This is a genomic window from Tenggerimyces flavus (assembly GCF_016907715.1).
Taxonomy (GTDB): Bacteria; Actinomycetota; Actinomycetes; order Propionibacteriales; family Actinopolymorphaceae; genus Tenggerimyces; species Tenggerimyces flavus.
Genome location: NZ_JAFBCM010000001.1, coordinates 5201572 through 5217509, shown reverse-complemented (window position 1 = coordinate 5217509; position 15938 = coordinate 5201572). Strand labels below are relative to the sequence as shown.

At 68.0% G+C, this 15938-nt stretch carries 16 protein-coding genes; 11 read left to right on the top strand and 5 right to left on the bottom strand.

Annotated elements, in window-relative coordinates:
- Positions 1-48: 48 nt before the first annotated feature.
- Positions 49-453 (top strand): ester cyclase, encoded by a 405-nt coding sequence (locus tag JOD67_RS24460; RefSeq protein ID WP_205120033.1) that lies wholly within the window; start codon positions 49-51, stop codon positions 451-453.
- Positions 454-501: 48 nt separating this feature from the next.
- On the top strand, positions 502-1035 hold the full coding sequence (locus tag JOD67_RS24455) for a GNAT family N-acetyltransferase (protein ID WP_307782535.1): 534 nt from the start codon (positions 502-504) through the stop codon (positions 1033-1035).
- Between the two features lie 19 nt (positions 1036-1054).
- On the opposite strand, the gene JOD67_RS24450 is transcribed toward JOD67_RS24455, so the two are convergent.
- Both JOD67_RS24450 and JOD67_RS24445 read right to left on the bottom strand, forming a co-directional pair.
- Complete coding sequence (locus JOD67_RS24450) at positions 1055-1930, bottom strand: tRNA (adenine-N1)-methyltransferase (RefSeq protein ID WP_239554025.1); 876 nt, start codon at positions 1928-1930, stop codon at positions 1055-1057.
- Positions 1931-1968: 38 nt separating this feature from the next.
- The gene (locus JOD67_RS24445) at positions 1969-3177 is read right to left on the bottom strand and encodes a site-2 protease family protein (protein ID WP_307782534.1); all 1209 of its coding nucleotides are present in this window, start codon (positions 3175-3177) and stop codon (positions 1969-1971) included.
- Positions 3178-3304: 127 nt separating this feature from the next.
- Between JOD67_RS24445 and JOD67_RS24440 the strand changes: the two genes are divergently transcribed.
- The 3 genes from JOD67_RS24440 to dop all read left to right on the top strand — a co-directional run bounded on the left by JOD67_RS24440 (position 3305) and on the right by dop (position 8304).
- Positions 3305-4210, top strand: coding sequence for a RecB family exonuclease (locus tag JOD67_RS24440; protein WP_205120032.1), 906 nt, complete (start codon positions 3305-3307; stop codon positions 4208-4210).
- 582 nt (positions 4211-4792) lie between these two features.
- Positions 4793-6544, top strand: coding sequence for a proteasome ATPase (arc, locus tag JOD67_RS24435; RefSeq protein WP_307782533.1), 1752 nt, complete (start codon positions 4793-4795; stop codon positions 6542-6544).
- 248 nt (positions 6545-6792) lie between these two features.
- Positions 6793-8304 (top strand): depupylase/deamidase Dop, encoded by a 1512-nt coding sequence (gene dop, locus JOD67_RS24430; RefSeq protein WP_239554024.1) that lies wholly within the window; start codon positions 6793-6795, stop codon positions 8302-8304.
- Between the two features lie 248 nt (positions 8305-8552).
- Here dop and JOD67_RS24425 read toward each other — a convergent pair whose 3' ends face one another.
- Entirely contained in the window at positions 8553-8864 is a 312-nt protein-coding gene (locus tag JOD67_RS24425) for an acyltransferase domain-containing protein (protein WP_205120030.1), read from the bottom strand.
- Positions 8865-8926: 62 nt separating this feature from the next.
- Positions 8927-9598 carry an HAD family hydrolase gene (locus JOD67_RS24420; RefSeq protein ID WP_205120029.1) on the bottom strand — a complete coding sequence of 224 codons (672 nt, stop codon included), beginning with the start codon at positions 9596-9598 and terminating at the stop codon, positions 8927-8929.
- Positions 9599-9683: 85 nt separating this feature from the next.
- Here JOD67_RS24420 and JOD67_RS24415 point away from each other — a divergent pair, with 85 nt between their 5' ends.
- The 6 genes from JOD67_RS24415 (at position 9684) to JOD67_RS24390 (ending at position 15142) form a co-directional block, all read left to right on the top strand.
- Complete coding sequence (locus JOD67_RS24415) at positions 9684-9899, top strand: ubiquitin-like protein Pup (RefSeq protein WP_205120028.1); 216 nt, start codon at positions 9684-9686, stop codon at positions 9897-9899.
- Between the two features lie 191 nt (positions 9900-10090).
- Positions 10091-10927, top strand: a complete 837-nt coding sequence (gene prcB, locus JOD67_RS24410; protein WP_205123150.1) for a proteasome subunit beta — start codon at positions 10091-10093, stop codon at positions 10925-10927.
- Complete coding sequence (gene prcA, locus JOD67_RS24405) at positions 10924-11685, top strand: proteasome subunit alpha (protein WP_205120027.1); 762 nt, start codon at positions 10924-10926, stop codon at positions 11683-11685. Before prcB ends, prcA begins: the two co-directional genes overlap by 4 nt.
- Positions 11686-11782: 97 nt before the next feature.
- Complete coding sequence (pafA, locus tag JOD67_RS24400) at positions 11783-13144, top strand: Pup--protein ligase (RefSeq protein ID WP_205120026.1); 1362 nt, start codon at positions 11783-11785, stop codon at positions 13142-13144.
- Positions 13145-13147: 3 nt separating this feature from the next.
- Entirely contained in the window at positions 13148-14107 is a 960-nt protein-coding gene (locus JOD67_RS24395; RefSeq protein WP_205120025.1) for an ornithine cyclodeaminase family protein, read from the top strand.
- Between the two features lie 84 nt (positions 14108-14191).
- Entirely contained in the window at positions 14192-15142 is a 951-nt protein-coding gene (locus JOD67_RS24390) for an FKBP-type peptidyl-prolyl cis-trans isomerase (RefSeq protein WP_205120024.1), read from the top strand.
- 12 nt (positions 15143-15154) lie between these two features.
- Here the strand turns inward: JOD67_RS24390 and JOD67_RS24385 are convergent, their stop codons facing one another.
- The gene (locus JOD67_RS24385) at positions 15155-15907 is read right to left on the bottom strand and encodes a class I SAM-dependent methyltransferase (RefSeq protein ID WP_205120023.1); all 753 of its coding nucleotides are present in this window, start codon (positions 15905-15907) and stop codon (positions 15155-15157) included.
- Positions 15908-15938: the final 31 nt, after the last annotated feature.

Sequence of the window (15938 nt, the reverse complement as noted above, 5' to 3'; positions counted from 1 at the left end):
AGGCTACTACACAATGTTGTACGCTCACCACCAATGGAGGTGAGCGGAATGGAAACCAATCAGAACGTGGAGCTGCTCCGGTCGACCGTGGACGCATTGAACGCGGGCGATCTGGAGACCTGCATGGCTCGCATGGAGCCCGAGTTCATCATCAACATCGCCGGTGTGCCGCAGCGTACGGGGATCGACACCTGGAAGCTCGGCGTCGACTACTTCAAGCAGGCGTTCCCGGACATGAAGGCGACGGTCGAGGACGCCTTCGGCTCGGGCGACCGGGTGGCCGTCCGGCTGACGTTCACCGGGACGCACACGGGGGAGTTCCAGGGCATCCCGGCGACGGGGCGCACGGTGACGTACGAGAGCAACGAGCTCTACCGCGTGAACGACAACGGGCTGATCGCCGAGGAGTGGATCTGCTCGGACATGGCCAGCCTGTTCGCGCAGCTCAGCTGACCGGATATCCAATGGGACACGGGCGCGTCCGCTGACAAGATGGCGGACGTGCCCGCAGAGATGATCACCCAACCTGCCCGCCCGCCTTCGTCCCCGGTCGAGCTCGTTTCCGCGAGCCGCCACGACCGAGCCGTCCTGGAGAACCTGGGCCAGCTGTACCGCTACGACATGTCCGAGGCGTACGGCCTGATGCCGAATCCCGATGGCACGTTCAACAACCGGCGCCTCGACGAGTTCCGCACCGGCGCGAAGCCCGAGCACCGCGCCTGGCTGATCACCGCCGCCGGCAGCCTCGGCGGCTTCGTCATGACCGACCCGCACGAAGACGGGAGCATGACGATCGACGACTTCTTCGTCGTCCGCGCACTTCGCCGTACCGGCGTCGGCCGCGAGGCCGCGCGCCAGGCCATCGCCAAGTTCCCTGGCCGCTGGCGGATCGCCTACCAGCGCTACAACCCCGGCGTGGAGCGCTTCTGGACCCAGGTGGCGTCGGACTTCGTCGGCGACGCGTGGACGACGTACGACGATCCGCCGGTCGAGGGTCGCCCGCCGGACACCTGGCTGCAGTTCACGACCACGTAGGTCACAGCGCGAGGATGGGTTACTCGCCAGAGGGCCGCGGTCCGGTGTACTGCTCGCCGTACGCGCCGGGGGCGGGGCGCCGCTTCTTGCGCGGCGCGATGAAGCCCGGCGCGAGCCTCCTGGTGATCACGAGAAATCCGGTGTGCCCGATCATCCGGTGGTCGGGACGGACCGCCAGCCCTTCGACGTGCCAGGAGCGGACCATGGTCTCCTCGGCGTGCGGCTCGGTGAAGCCGTTGTGTACGCGAACGGTCTCGACGAACCTCGCCATCTGCGTGGTCGTCGCGACGTACGCGCACAGCACGCCACCCGGCACCAGTACCCCGGCGGCCCACTCGACGCAGTTCCACGGATCGACCATGTCGAGGATCACCCGGTCGGCGGCCGCGTCGCCCTCGTACTCCACCAGGTCGCCCACCACGAGGGACCAGTGCGGCTGCTCGCCGTGCAGGAAGCGCTCGACGTTCTTCTTGGCGATCGCGGCGAAGTCCTCGCGCCGTTCGTACGACGTGACCCGTCCTGACGGGCCGACGGCGCGGAGCAGGTACGACGTCAGCCCGCCCGATCCCGCGCCGGCCTCGATGACGTGCGCGCCGGGGAAGATGTCCGCGATGACCAGGATCTGCGCGGCGTCCTTGGGGTAGATCACGGCCGCGCCGCGCGGCATCGCGACGACGTAGTCGGCGAGCAGCGGTCTTATCACCAGGTACTCGACGCCACCGGTCGACTTCGCGACGATGCCGTCCGGCTTGCCGATCAGGTCGTCGAGCGCGATGCCGCCCTTGTGGGTATGGAAGATCTTCCCCGGGACCAGCGTGATCAGGTGCCGCTTGCCCTTCGGGTCCTCCAGGCGGACCTGATCCCCGGCTTCGAGCAGGCGAGAACGATCAGACAACGAACGACTCCTAGCGGTGGTGCGGGCTCGGCCTTGGCTCAGGCTTTGGCGAACGCCTTGTCGACGTCGCCCGAGGCGAGGATGCCGTACACCTGTCCGTCGGGCTCCACCAGGAGGTACTCCGAGTTCGGCGTGCCACTCATCGCCTGGATCAGCGCCTCGCCGGTGAGGTCGGCGCTGATCACGAGTCCGGGCTCGATCCGCCGCGCCACGTCGCCGACCGCGACCCACGGGCGGCGGTGCTCTGGGGTCGCGAGGACGGCCGCCTCGCTGACCAGTCCGACCGGCCTTCCGCCCGGGTCGACCACGACCAGTCCGCCAGACTGCGCCTCCTGGGCGCGCCTGATCGCCTCGGACAGGGGGAGCTCGGGAGGAACGGGGACGCCGCGCCTGGCCAGCTGCCGCGCCTGCAGGGCGGGGAGCTTCTTGCGTACGCGCGCCGAGACCAGGGCTTGCGTCGAGCCGGCCCAGAGGAACGTCGCGATCAGCACGCTCCAGACGATGTGCAGGATGCTGGGCATCCCGTTCGTTCCGGCGAACCAGATCCACGGCACCGCCAGGACCAGGACGGCGACGACGCGGCCGGCCCAGCCGGCGATGAGCGTGCCGAGGTGCGGCTTGCGACTGATCGCCCAGATGATCGCGCGCAGGATCCGGCCGCCGTCGAGGGGGAGTCCGGGGAGCAGGTTGAAGAAGCCGATGAGGAAGTTCGCGGTCGCGAGCATGCTGATCATGAGAAAGAGCAGCGGGGGATCGGTGAAGACGTTCTGGCCGATGTACGCGACCACGCCGATCGCGAGCGAGGTCAGCGGCCCGACGACCGCGACCGCGAACTCGCGCCAGGGAGTGTCGGGCTCCCGCTCGATCTCGGAGACGCCGCCGAGGAACTGCAGCGTGATGCTGCGCACGGGCAGCCCGAACGCGCGGGCGGCGAGCACGTGCGAGATCTCGTGGACGAGCACCGAGAGGTACAGCAGGATCGCGAAGAAGAAGGCGGCGGCGTAGGCCCACGGCCCGAGCTCGGGCATGGCGCTCAGCACCGGCTCGGTGAACGCGTAGGCGATCAGCAGCGCGACGAAGATCCAGGAGACGTTGACGTACACGGGCACGCCGGCGATCCGCGCGATCTTGAGCGCGCCGAAGCGACGCTGCGGGGGCTGCTCGCCCTGCTGACCCGAGTCGCCCTGCTGGTTCTGCTGGTTCTGCGGGCTCGGGCTCGGCTGGTCGGAGCGCTGCGGCTCTGCCACGGTGGTCGGAACTCCTCGAGGTGTGCTGCTGAATACCGCTGGTATTCCGAGCAACGCTATCCGACACCTGCCGCGTTCCCTGTGGATAGGCGCGGCTGTGTCGGTTTGCTCCCTTACAGTCGTCGACATGGGCCTGACACACGTGGAGCATCGGACCGCCATCGACCCGGTCGAGCGGCCCGACGTGCTCGGCGTGCTGTCGCCGTCGCGAGCGAGCGACTTCCTGAGCTGTCCGCTGAAGTATCGGTTCCGGGTCATCGACAAGATCCCGGAGAAGCCGAGCCCGGAGGCAGCGCGGGGAACGGTCGTGCACGCGGTGCTGGAGCGGCTGTTCGACCTGCCGGCGGCGTCGCGGACGTTCGACGAGGCGGACCAGCTGCTCGTGCCGCAGTGGGACGCGCTGGTCGAGGCTGAGCCGGAGTTGGCGGGTCTGTTCGACGACGATTCGACGACGGTGGACTCGTTCCTCGCTCGGGCGCGGGAGTTGCTCTCGGGTTACTTCACGCTGGAGGACCCGACCCGACTGGAGCCGGCCGAGCGGGAGCTGTACGTCGAGTCGCTGCTGGACTCCGGCCTGTTGCTGCGCGGCTACGTCGACCGCCTGGACGTGGCGCCGAACGGTGCGGTCCGGGTGGTGGACTACAAGACTGGCAAGGCGCCGAGGGAGGGGTACGAGCAGCGCGCGATGTTCCAGATGCGCTTCTACGCCCTTGTCCTGTGGCGGCTGCGTGGGACGGTGCCGAAGCTGTTGCAGCTGGTCTATCTGGGCAGCGGGCACGTATTGCGGTACGAGCCTGACGAGGCGGATCTGCTCGCGACGGAGCGCAAGCTGCACGCGGTGTGGAAGGCGATCGACCGGGCTCGGTCGACCGGGGAGTGGCGCTCGAGCCCCAGTGCCCTGTGCGACTGGTGCGACCACAAGGTCCGCTGCCCGTCGTTCGGCGGGACGCCGCCGCCGCTGCCGGAGCAGACCGACGTGGCCGATGTGGACTCCGAAGCCCCCTCACCCCGCGCCTCCGCCGTCGACCTCTGACCCAAACCCGCTGCCCGCGACCTGCTCCGCCGCCACCCGCCGCGGCGACCGCACGCGAGCCTGGGTCGGGGGCACCCTTGTCCGAACCTATGGGACCAGGGCGCCCCTCACCCCAACCTCCGCGGCCACCTGTCCGTGATCATGTACGTGATCATGAAGGCAAACCCGTCGTATACGACCAGTTCAGCTTCATGATCACGTTCATGATCACGGGCATGGGCTCTGGCTCTGTCCGCTCATAGCTGAATCCCAGCGGCGTCATTCCGCAGCATTCGCAGCGCGCCACGGTGATTCCGCACGCCAGGGGATGGGAGCTGTGATCCGCGGGCATCGAGGGCGACACGCGGGTTTCGTTCCAACACCGTAACGAACGCATACACGTTCCAGTCCGTGCTCCTGGGTATAACCACAGTGTTTCGTGTTCGACGCGTCTCGTTCCGTGTACACAGACGTGGACCTTTGGGTGGGTCCGGGATATAGGGTCAGAACTGGGTCGAGGAGCGGCTCGCGTCGAGCACTGAATCACCAGGCACGACGACGCCCGCCGCGACCGACGGCACGAGGACCGGGGAGGTGAGGAAGGTGCCCGCACACGATGACCGACGCGGGTCGCGCTCGGCTGCCGAGCTCGCCAGCCAAGTCACGTACCTTGAAGAAGAGGTAGCGGCACTCCGGCGGAGACTCGCCGAGCAGCCACGAGAGGGCCGGCAGCTCGAGCAGAGGCTCGCCGAAGCTCAAGCCATGCTCGCCAATGTCACGGCCCAGAACGAGCGTTTGGCCGCGACCCTACGAGAGGCCCGCGAGCAGATCGTCACGCTCAAGGAAGAGGTCGACCGACTGGCCCAGCCGCCAGCGAGCTTCGGCATCTTCATCGAGCGCAACGACGACGAGAGCGTGGACGTCTACACCGGTGGGCGGAAGCTCCGCGTCACCGTCAGCCCGAGCATCGACCTGGACGAGCTGCGGCGCGGCCAGGAGGTCATGCTCAACGAGTCCTTCAACGTGGTGCGCGCGCTCGGCTTCGAAGAGGTCGGCGAGGTCGTCACGCTAAAGGAGGTGCTCGAGGACGGCGAACGCGCGCTCGTCATCGGGCACACCGACGACGAACGCATCGCACGGCTCGCCGAGCCGCTGCGGGACATCCCGATCCGGGCTGGCGACGCGCTGCTGTTCGAGCCGCGGTCCGGGTACGTCTACGAACGCATTCCGAAGTCCGAGGTCGAGGAGCTCGTCCTCGAAGAGGTCCCGGACATCAGCTACGAGGACATCGGCGGTCTGCCGGGGCAGATCGAGCAGATCCGCGACGCGGTCGAGCTGCCGTACCTGCACGCCGACCTGTTCAAGGAGCACCAGCTCAAGGCGCCCAAGGGCATCCTGCTGTACGGCCCGCCCGGCTGCGGCAAGACGCTGATCGCCAAGGCAGTCGCGAACTCGCTGGCCAAGCAGGTCGCGAAGCGGGACGCCAAGACGGAGGGGAAGAGCTACTTCCTCAACATCAAGGGCCCCGAGCTGCTGAACAAGTACGTCGGTGAGACCGAACGGCACATCCGGCTCGTGTTCCAGCGGGCGCGGGAGAAGGCCGACGAGGGCACGCCGGTCATCGTGTTCTTCGACGAGATGGACTCGCTGTTCCGCACCCGCGGCTCCGGCGTCTCCTCCGACGTGGAGAACACCATCGTTCCGCAGCTGCTGAGCGAGATCGACGGTGTCGAGGGCCTCGAGAACGTCATCGTGATCGGTGCCTCCAACCGCGAGGACATGATCGACCCCGCGATCCTGCGGCCTGGCCGACTGGACGTGAAGATCAAGATCGAGCGACCGGACGCCGAGGCGGCGCGGGACATCTTCTCGAAGTTCCTGCTGTCGTCGCTGCCGCTGCACGAGGCTGACCTGGCCGAGTTCGGTGGCAACCCGGACGCGACGGTCCAGGGCATGATCCAGCGGACCGTCGAGCGGATGTACTCCGAGCTGGAGGAGAACCGCTTCCTCGAGGTCACGTACGCCAACGGCGACAAGGAGGTCCTGTACTTCAAGGACTTCAACTCCGGCGCGATGATCGAGAACATCGTCAACCGGGCCAAGAAGATGGCCATCAAGGACTACCTCGACCTGGACCAGCGCGGCGTTCGCATCCAGCACCTGCTGCAGGCGTGCGTCGACGAGTTCAAGGAGAACGAGGACCTGCCCAACACGACCAACCCCGACGACTGGGCGCGGATCTCGGGCAAGAAGGGCGAGCGGATCGTGTTCATCCGTACGCTCATCTCCGGCAAGCAAGGCGCGGAGGCTGGCCGTTCGATCGACACGATCGCGAACACCGGCCAGTACCTGTAAAGCAGTCCACGAGAGCCGCGAGGCCTCGCGACCAAGGCTGACGGGCGCTTGGTGACTATCGTCACCTGCGCCCGTCGGTCTTGGGCCGTGCCGTTTTGTGTGGCCTTCGGCCACCGCCGGGTTCGTGCGGCTCTCGTTGCTTTCCAGGGCGGATTCGGCGGTCGGCGCCGTGCGGACGGGTATAACCCGCGTACGCTCGATGAAGTAACGGCCCCTCGCGGGTCGGCGATGTAGCGGTGAGGAGACCCATGAGTGTGCGCCGGGTGATGGGTATCGAGACCGAGTACGGCATCTCGGTAGCCGGTCAGCCCACGGTGAACCCCATGCTGTCGTCCTCGCAGGTGGTGAACGCGTACGCCGGCCAGGCGATCCGGTCCCGGCGGGCACGCTGGGACTTCGAGGAGGAGAACCCGCTCCGCGACGCCCGCGGCTTCGACCTCGCGCGGGACCTGGCCGACGACAGCCAGCTGACCGACGAGGACGTGGGCCTCGCGAACGCGATCCTCACCAACGGCGCGCGGCTGTACGTCGACCACGCGCACCCGGAGTACTCCACTCCGGAGGTCACCAACCCGCGTGACCTGGTGAAGTGGGACAAGGCGGGCGAACGGATCATGGCCGAGGCGGCGCGGCGTGCCGCCGAGCCGCCGCTGTCGGTGCCGATCCTGCTGCACAAGAACAACACCGACAGCAAGGGCGCTTCGTACGGCTGCCACGAGAACTACCTGATGAATCGCTCGACCCCGTTCGCGGACATCGTGCGCCATCTGACGCCGTTCTTCGTGACCCGCCAGGTGTTCGCCGGCGCCGGCAGGGTGTCGATGGGGCAGGACGGCAGCCGGCACGGCTTCCAGCTGTCCCAGCGGGCCGACTTCTTCGAGGTCGAGGTGGGCCTCGAGACCACGTTGAAGCGGCCGATCATCAACACCCGCGACGAGCCGCACTCCGATCCGGACAAGTACCGGCGGCTGCACGTCATCATCGGCGACGCCAACCTGTCCGAGATCGCGACGTACCTCAAGGCCGGTACGACCGCGCTGGTGCTGTCGATGATCGAGGACGGTTTCCTGACCTCGGACCTGTCCATCGAGCACCCGGTGACGTCGCTGCACGAGGTGTCACACGACCCGACGCTGAAGCACCTGCTGACGTTGAAGAACGGGCGGAAGCTCACAGCGGTGCAGGTGCAGCTGGAGTACCTCGAGCAGGCGCGCAAGTACGTCGAGGACCGGACCGGCGCGGACACCGACGCGCAGACGCGCGACGTACTCGACCGCTGGGAGTCGGTGCTGTCGCGGCTCGAGTCCGATCCGATGTCGTTGGCGCGGGAGCTGGACTGGGTGGCCAAGCTCTCGGTGCTGGAGCAGTACCGGACCCGCGACTCGCTGGACTGGGGGAGCCCGAAGCTGCAGCTGATCGACCTGCAGTACACCGACCTGCGGCCGGAGAAGGGGCTGTACCAGCGCTTCGCCGAGCGCGGACGGATGGACCGGCTGCTGACAGAGACCGAGATCGTGCACGCGATCACCCGTCCCCCGGAGGACACCCGCGCATACTTCCGCGGCCGCTGCCTGGCCCAGTACGCCGAGCACATCGCCGCGGCGTCGTGGGACTCGGTGATCTTCGACCTGCCAGGCCACGAGTCCCTGCAGCGCGTCCCGACCCTGGAACCGCTGCGGGGCACGAAGGCCCACGTCGGCGACCTCCTCGACCGCTGCCGCACCGCCGACGAGCTCGTCCGCACCATCACCGGCGGCTGACCCACCGCAGCCCGGTTGGATGAAGGTGCCCTTCATCCAAACGTCCGGTGCATCGCTTGGGGCCGTGAACGTGCCCGGTGGGTTTGGGTCGGGGGCACCCTGGTCCCAAAGGTTCGGACCAGGGTGCCTCCGACCCAGCCAAGTCCCGCCACACCGTCTCCACGGACCACCCTCGACAACAGCCACCCCGCCACGTTTTTAATGAAGGGCACCTTCATTCAATAGGTTCGAATGAAGGTGCCCTTCATTCAAACGGCGGCGAGCCAGCGAGGCGCCGCACTCGTCCGCCGAGAGCGGTGGAACTCCAGCACGTACGGCACCAGCGCGAGATACGCCCACACCGGCACGTGTCGCCCCACGGGAGTGTCGGGCTGCCCAGGCCAGCCGCGGTGACCAGCGATCGAGACGGCGACACCCATCGAGGCGATCGTCTCCTCGACCAGCCATGTCACGACCGGGTCATCAGCAGACGGCCGCGCCGCGAGCGTGTCGGCGATGTCCACGGCATCGACGCCGAGCCGCCGAAGCAGCTGTGAAGCGTCCCAAGAGGTAGGTAGCACGCCACTCCTTCCACAACGGGATGGAGCCGCAGGCGTGCTGGCCTCGGCCGGTACGTCACAAGCTACCTCGCGAGCACCTCGTACAGCTCCGCCATCCCGTGCGCCGAGGGAGCGTCCAGGTCCGGTGCGGGGTTGGCGGCGGTGTCCTCACTGTGGAACAGCACCGGCCGTAGGCCCTCAGCATGGCCGGCAAGGAGGTTGGTCGGCCGGTCGTCCACCAGCACGATCTCGGACGCCGGTGTGCCGGCGGCCGCGATCGCCGCCTGATAGGTCGCGGGATCGGGCTTGCGCGCACCGAGGTCGGAGCTGATCAACCAGCGGTCGATGTACGAGTCCAGCCCGAACCGGGCCCGCAGCAACGCGGACCACGCGGCCGCGTCGTTCGAGAGCGCCAACAGCCGAACACCCGAGGAACGCAACCGTCCCAGCAGCTTGGGAGCCCCCGGAGTCAGCTCGTGCCGCTGGCAGTAGTCCTCGTCGCTGGCCGAGTCGGCGACCCCGAGCGCGGCCCAGAGCTCCCACGTCGAGATCCGCCCGAGCGTGCACGACCGGTACGCCGCACGGATCTCCGCCTCGGAAAGCACGCAGCCGCGAGACCGCAGATAGGGGAGGAGAACGCCCGCGACGACGTTGCCGTGCCGGTACAGCACACCCATCGCGTCGAACACGACCACCCGCGGCAGCACTCCACCAGACTCGCCCAGCAACGAAGCCCCCAGAAAGATGTTGGCCAACCTGTAGCGATCTTCCCTCCCTTGTGTCGGGACGCACTTGTAGGGTCCAGGTAAGGAGCAAAAGCCCGGTGACGGGAGGGTGGTCATGACGACACGAGACAGCGGCGGCCAACAACAACGGTCCACGCGGCGGAACGAGGAGACCGACGAGGTCACCGACGTCCAGTCCGACGAGGCGACCAAGGAGCGCAAGGACGCACTCGACGAGGACGTGGACTCGATCCTCGACGAGATCGACGAGGTGCTCGAGGAGAACGCCGAGGACTTCGTGCGGTCGTTCGTCCAGAAGGGCGGCCAATAGTCCGACTTGTCCGACTAAGCCCAGAGCTGAATCGGGAGTAGTCGGGCACGCCGGTCGCACTACGCAGGCGCGCGCCAGATAGGTTCAAGGAGCCGGTCACGACACGTCCAGTGACCCGCTCGAGCGACAGGACTGGAAGGAGACGTGTGGGCACCGATCGACCGCGCGCCGGGTCCTTGGATCCCGCGTTCATGATCCCGGGGAGCTCGTCGTTCGCCGACTTCCTCGCGTCGTACGCACCCGAGCTGCTGCCCGGCCAGGGCCGCAACGTGCAGCCGGGTTCGACGGCCGGCGAGGAGATCCCGCACGGCACCACGATCGTCGCGTCGACGTACGCCGGCGGCGTGCTGATGGCGGGCGATCGGCGTGCGACCGCGGGCAGCATGATCGCGGTCCGCGACGTCGAGAAGGTCTTCCCTGCCGACGAGTTCTCGCTGATCGGGTTCGCCGGCAGCGCCGGCATCGGCGTGGAGCTGGTGCGGCTGTTCCAGGTCGAGCTCGAGCACTACGAGAAGATCGAGGGCAGTGTGCTCTCCGTCGACGGCAAGGCCAACCGGCTGTCGACCCTGCTCCGCGGCAACCTCGGCCTGGCCATGCAGGGTCTCGCCGCGGTGCCGCTGTACGCAGGCTGGGACGAGGTCCTGCGACGCGGCCGGATCTTCTCCTACGACGTCACCGGTGGCCGGTACGAGGAGCAGCTGTTCCACTCCATCGGCTCCGGCTCGCTCTTCGCCCGCGGCTCGCTGAAGAAGCTGTTCGACGAGGACGCGACCTCCGAAGAGGCCGCGGCCGCGGCGTTGCAGGCGTTGTACGACGCCGCCGACGACGACTCGGCCACCGGCGGACCGGACGTGTTCCGCAAGATCTACCCGATCATCGCCACCGTCAGCGAGGCCGGCTACCGCCGCTACACCGACGAGGAGGTCGCGGCCATCGTCGACCGCATGCTGGAGGGTCGCATGCGGCGACCACTCGGCCCCACCGCCCCCGCCCTGCCCAGCGCCGACGGGGAGGGTGACGCGCGATGAGCATGCCGTTCTATGTCTCGCCCGAGCAACAGATGCGGGACCGGGCCGACTACGCCCGCAAGAACATCGCCCGCGGCCGCGGCTCGATCGTGCTGCAGTACGACCACGGCATCGCGCTCGTCGCGGAGAACCGCCACCGCGCGCTGCACAAGATCAGCGAGATCTACGACCGCATCGCGTTCGCCGCGGTCGGCCGGTACAACGAGTTCGAGAGCCTCCGCGTCGCAGGCGTACGGATGGCCGAGCTGCACGGCTACTCCTACGACCGTTCCGACGTCAACGCGCTGATGCTCGCCAACCGCTACGCGCAGCTGCTCGGCTCGATCTTCTCCAACGCCGGCGAGAAGCCGTACGAGGTGGAGACCGTCGTCGCCGAGGTCGGAGCGTCCTCGGAGGAGGACGAGATCTACCGGCTCACCTACGACGGTTCGGTCGCGGCCGAGCACGGGTTCGCGGTGATGGGTGGTGCGGCCGAGACGCTGACCACGTACGTCTCCGAGCGCTACCAGGCCGGCCAGTCGTTGGCCACCGCGCTGGCGCTCGCGGTCGACACCCTCGGCCGCGACAGCGACGAGCCGCGCCAGCTCGAGGCCGACCATCTCGAGGTCGCCGTTCTGGACCGGACCCGGACGCAGAAGCGCAAGTTCCGCCGGATCACCGGACCGGTGCTCGAGCGTCTGCTCACCCCCGAGCCCGCGGCACCGGAAGCAGCCCCAGAAACTGCCCCGGAAACGGAGCCGGATTCCACCGAGTCCTGACGTCATCGGGCCGGTCCTGAAACAATTCGTGGCGGTGTTCTGACATGTGGTCACAGGGGACCGGCTTTCTTCCTACGCAAGGCATAGTGTGGTGACTATGGACCGTCGGATCTTTGGCCTCGAGAACGAGTACGGCGTCACGTGCACGTTTCGTGGCCAGCGCCGACTGTCTCCCGACGAGGTTGCCCGCTACCTGTTCCGCCGGGTGGTCTCCTGGGGCCGCAGCAGCAACGTCTTCCTGCGCAACGGTGCCCGCCTCTACCTCGACGTAGGCAGCCACCCGGAGTACGCGACGCCGGAGTGCGACTCGATCATCGACCTGGTCACGCACGACAAGGCCGGCGAACGCATCCTCGAAGGACTGCTCGTCGACGCCGAGCGCAGGCTGCGCGAGGAAGGCATCGCGGGCGACGTCTACCTGTTCAAGAACAACACCGACTCCGCCGGCAACTCCTACGGATGCCACGAGAACTACTGCGTCAGCCGGCACGGCGAGTTCTCTCGCCTCGCCGACGTGCTGATCCCGTTCCTCGTGTCCCGGCAGATCATGGTCGGTGCCGGCAAGGTGCTGCAGACCCCGCGCGGTGCGGTGTTCGCGGTGAGCCAGCGCGCCGAGCACATCTGGGAAGGCGTGTCGTCGGCGACGACCCGTTCCCGCCCGATCATCAACACCCGCGACGAACCGCATGCCGACGCCGAGCGCTACCGCCGGCTGCACGTGATCGTCGGCGACTCGAACATGTCGGAGTCGACCACGCTGCTCAAGCTCGGCAGCACCGACCTCGTCCTCCGCATGATCGAGGCCGGCATCGTGCTGCGCGACCTCACGCTGGAGAACCCGATCCGCGCGATCCGCGAGATCTCCCACGACATCACCGGTCGCCGTCGCGTACGACTGGCGAACGGACGCGAGGCGAGCGCGCTCGACATCCAGGAGGAGTACTTCACCAAGGCCCGCGACTTCGTCGAACGACGTGACCTCGCGACGCCCGCGGTGGCGAAGGTGCTCGATCTGTGGGAGCGCACCCTCAAGGCCGTCGACTCCGGTGACCTGTCCTCGGTGGACCGCGAGATCGACTGGGTGATCAAGTACAAGCTGCTCAACCGCTACCGCGACAAGCACGGCCTCTCGCTGACGTCGCCGCGGATCGCACAGCTCGACCTCGCGTACCACGACATCCACCGCAACCGCGGTCTGTACTACCTGCTCGAGCGCCGCGGCCTGGTCAACCGGGTCACCACCGACCTCGGGGTGTTCGAGGCGAAGTCGGTGCCGCCGCAGACCACCCGGGCCCGGCTGCGCGGCGAGTTCATCAAGCGGGCGCAGGAACGTCGCCGCGACTTCACCGTCGACTGGGTGCACCTCAAGCTCAACGACCAGGCGCAGCGCACCGTGCTCTGCAAGGACCCGTTCCGCAGCGTGGACGAACGGGTGGAGAAGCTCATCCAGAGCATGTGACGCGTGCTGGTCCTTTCGAAGGCCGACGTCCAAGCCCTCTTGGACATTGACGCGCTGATCGACGCTCTCGCCGCTGCTCACGTCGAACTCTCAGCTGGTCGGGTCTCGATGCCTTCCCGCGTGGCAGCGACCGTGCCGGAACGGGACGGCTTCCTCGCCGCGATGCCCGCGTACCTCCCATCCGCTGGCGTTCTGACCAGCAAGCTCGTCGCGCTGTTCCCGCACAACGTCGACCGGCCCACGCATCACGCGGTCATCGTCGCGTTCGACCCCGCGACGGGGGAGCCGGCCGCACTGCTGGACGGCGAGGTCATCACCGCCGCTCGGACCGGTGCCGGGTCGGCGCTCTCGGCGAGGCTGCTCGCGCGAGAGGACGCCGAGGTGTTGGCGATCCTCGGCACCGGTGTGCAGGCCCGTTCGCACGCGATCGCCGTCAGCAGAGTCCGGCCGATCCGCGAGCTCCGCGTCGCCGGACGAGACCCGGCCAAGGCCGCGAAGCTCGCGGCCGAACTCGACGACCTCCTCCCGCAGGAGGTACGGGCAGCCGAGACCTATCGCGAGGCGATGGACGGCGCGGCCATCGTCTGCGCGACGACGCACGCCACCGATCCCGTCGTCCGGCGGGAGTGGCTGAGCCCCGGTACGCACGTCACCTCGGTCGGCTTCAATCGCGCCGGGCGAGAGGTCGACGAGGCGACGGTCGCGGAGGCGTTGGTCTGCGTGGAGTCGAGGCAGGCCGCGCTCGCTCCGTTCCCCGCGGGCAGTAACGAGCTGCTCCAATCAGGGGTCCAGATCCACGCCGAGCTGGGCGAGCTCGTCGCCGGAACGAAGCCCTGCCGCACCGCGCCTGACCAGCTGACTCTCTACAAGTCCGTCGGTGTCGCCGTCCAGGACGCCGCCGCGGCCGCCCTCGTGCTCGCCGCGGCGCACCAGAGCGGTCATGGAACGGAGATCGGCCTCTAGCCCCTCATTAAGGCTGCTCACAGACTCGCGGGGTATGGTGTGGCCTTCGTACACCCCCAACCGTTCGTCAACGAGGTGTTCACTGTGCGTCGTCGCCAGGCTCTGGCTCTCCTCATAGTCCCGCTGATGTTCGTCGCCGCCGCCTGTGGTGGCGAATCCGGCAAGAAGACCGAGACCGAGAAGAAGCCCGGCGGCACCGGCATCGAGGCCGTCACGGTGAAGGGCGAGACCAGCGCCAAGCCGACGGTCGAGTTCGCCAAGCCGTTCAAGGTCGCCGAGACCGCGGCGAAGGCCGTGTCGGAGGGCAAGGGCGAGACGCTCGCCAAGGGCCAGCAGGTGATCGTCGACTACGTCGGCATCAACGGCCGCGACGGCAAGGAGTTCGACTCGTCCTGGAAGGGCGGCAAGCCGGCGACGTTCAAGCTCGCCGACGGCGCCCTGATCGCGGGCTTCATCAAGGGTCTGGTCGGCCAGAAGGTCGGCAGCCGCGTGCTGATCACGATCCCGTCGAAGGACGGCTACGCCGAGGGCAACCAGCAGGCGGGTATCAACAAGGGTGACTCGCTGATCTTCGTGGTCGACGTGAAGAGCGCCTACAAGCCGCTCACCAAGGCCGAGGGCACCGCGGTGACGCCGCCCGCCGGCCTGCCGACCGTGACGGTGAAGGACGGAACGCCGACGGCGCTCACCGTGCCGAAGAAGGCGGCGCCGACGAAGCTCGTCGTCCAGGACCTGCTGATCGGCAAGGGCGCGAAGGTCACGGCGGAGAACACCGTGAACTTCCATTACATCGCGGCGAACTGGCGTACGGGCAAGAAGTTCGACTCCTCGTGGGACCGCAAGCAGGCGCTCGACCTGCAGCTCTCGCAGACCCAGGTGAAGGGCCTCACCACCGGCCTGGTCGGCAAGACCGTCGGCAGCCGCGTGCTGCTGATCATGCCGCCGGACCAGGGCTTCGGCCAGGACCTGCAGGGCACCGACGTGAAGAAGACCGACACGGTCGCCTTCGTGATCGACATCCTCGGCGCCAGCTGACGCCAGTTCAATTCAGACTCGACGCGCCCGGATCAGCGTCCGGTGGTTCCGTACGACGAACCGCCCCTCGACGCGGATCCGGGCGTCGAGCGTTCTCAGGGCCTGGTCGTACGTCGTGACGTCGAACCCGGGCACCTGCCACGACACCGCCATCAGGTGGAACACGATCGCGCCGATGTCGAGGTAGCCGGTCTCGTTGAACGTCTCCTCGGCCCGGTCGATCGCGAAGCCCGCTTGCTTCAGTCCGGCGACCGAGTCGGCGAACGACGGGTCGTTGGCATGCGTCGGCGGCGGACCGTCGAGCACCTCGTTGAACTCCAGGTCGTTGTCCCGCCCCACGCCCTGGGTCAGGAAGACGCCACCGGGCTGGAGGACGCGGCTCAACTCGGCAGCCGACGCGCCGGCGTGCCGCGCGAGCACCAGATCGAACTCCCCGTCGGCAGCCGGCAGCGGCTCGCCCTCGACGCTCTGCCGGACCTCGATGCCGAACGGCTCCAGTCGCTCACGGGCCACCGGGACGTTCGGCGCCCAGCCCTCGGTCGCGACGACGTGCGCCGGACGTCGACCGGCGAGGATCCCCTCGAGCGTCTCGCCGCCACCCGTCCCGATGTCGAGCAGCCGGGTCGAATCCGTGATCTCGGCGCTCGCCAGGTCGTCGTAGTTCCAGGCCTCGCCACCCTCGATCCGGCCGGCGAGAAAGCCGAAGTCCCAGCCTCGGAAGTCGGCGGCAAGCGCCTCGGACACCAGGTCGTCATAGGAACGCATGCCCAGGACGGTACGAGCCAGCCCAGGTCGA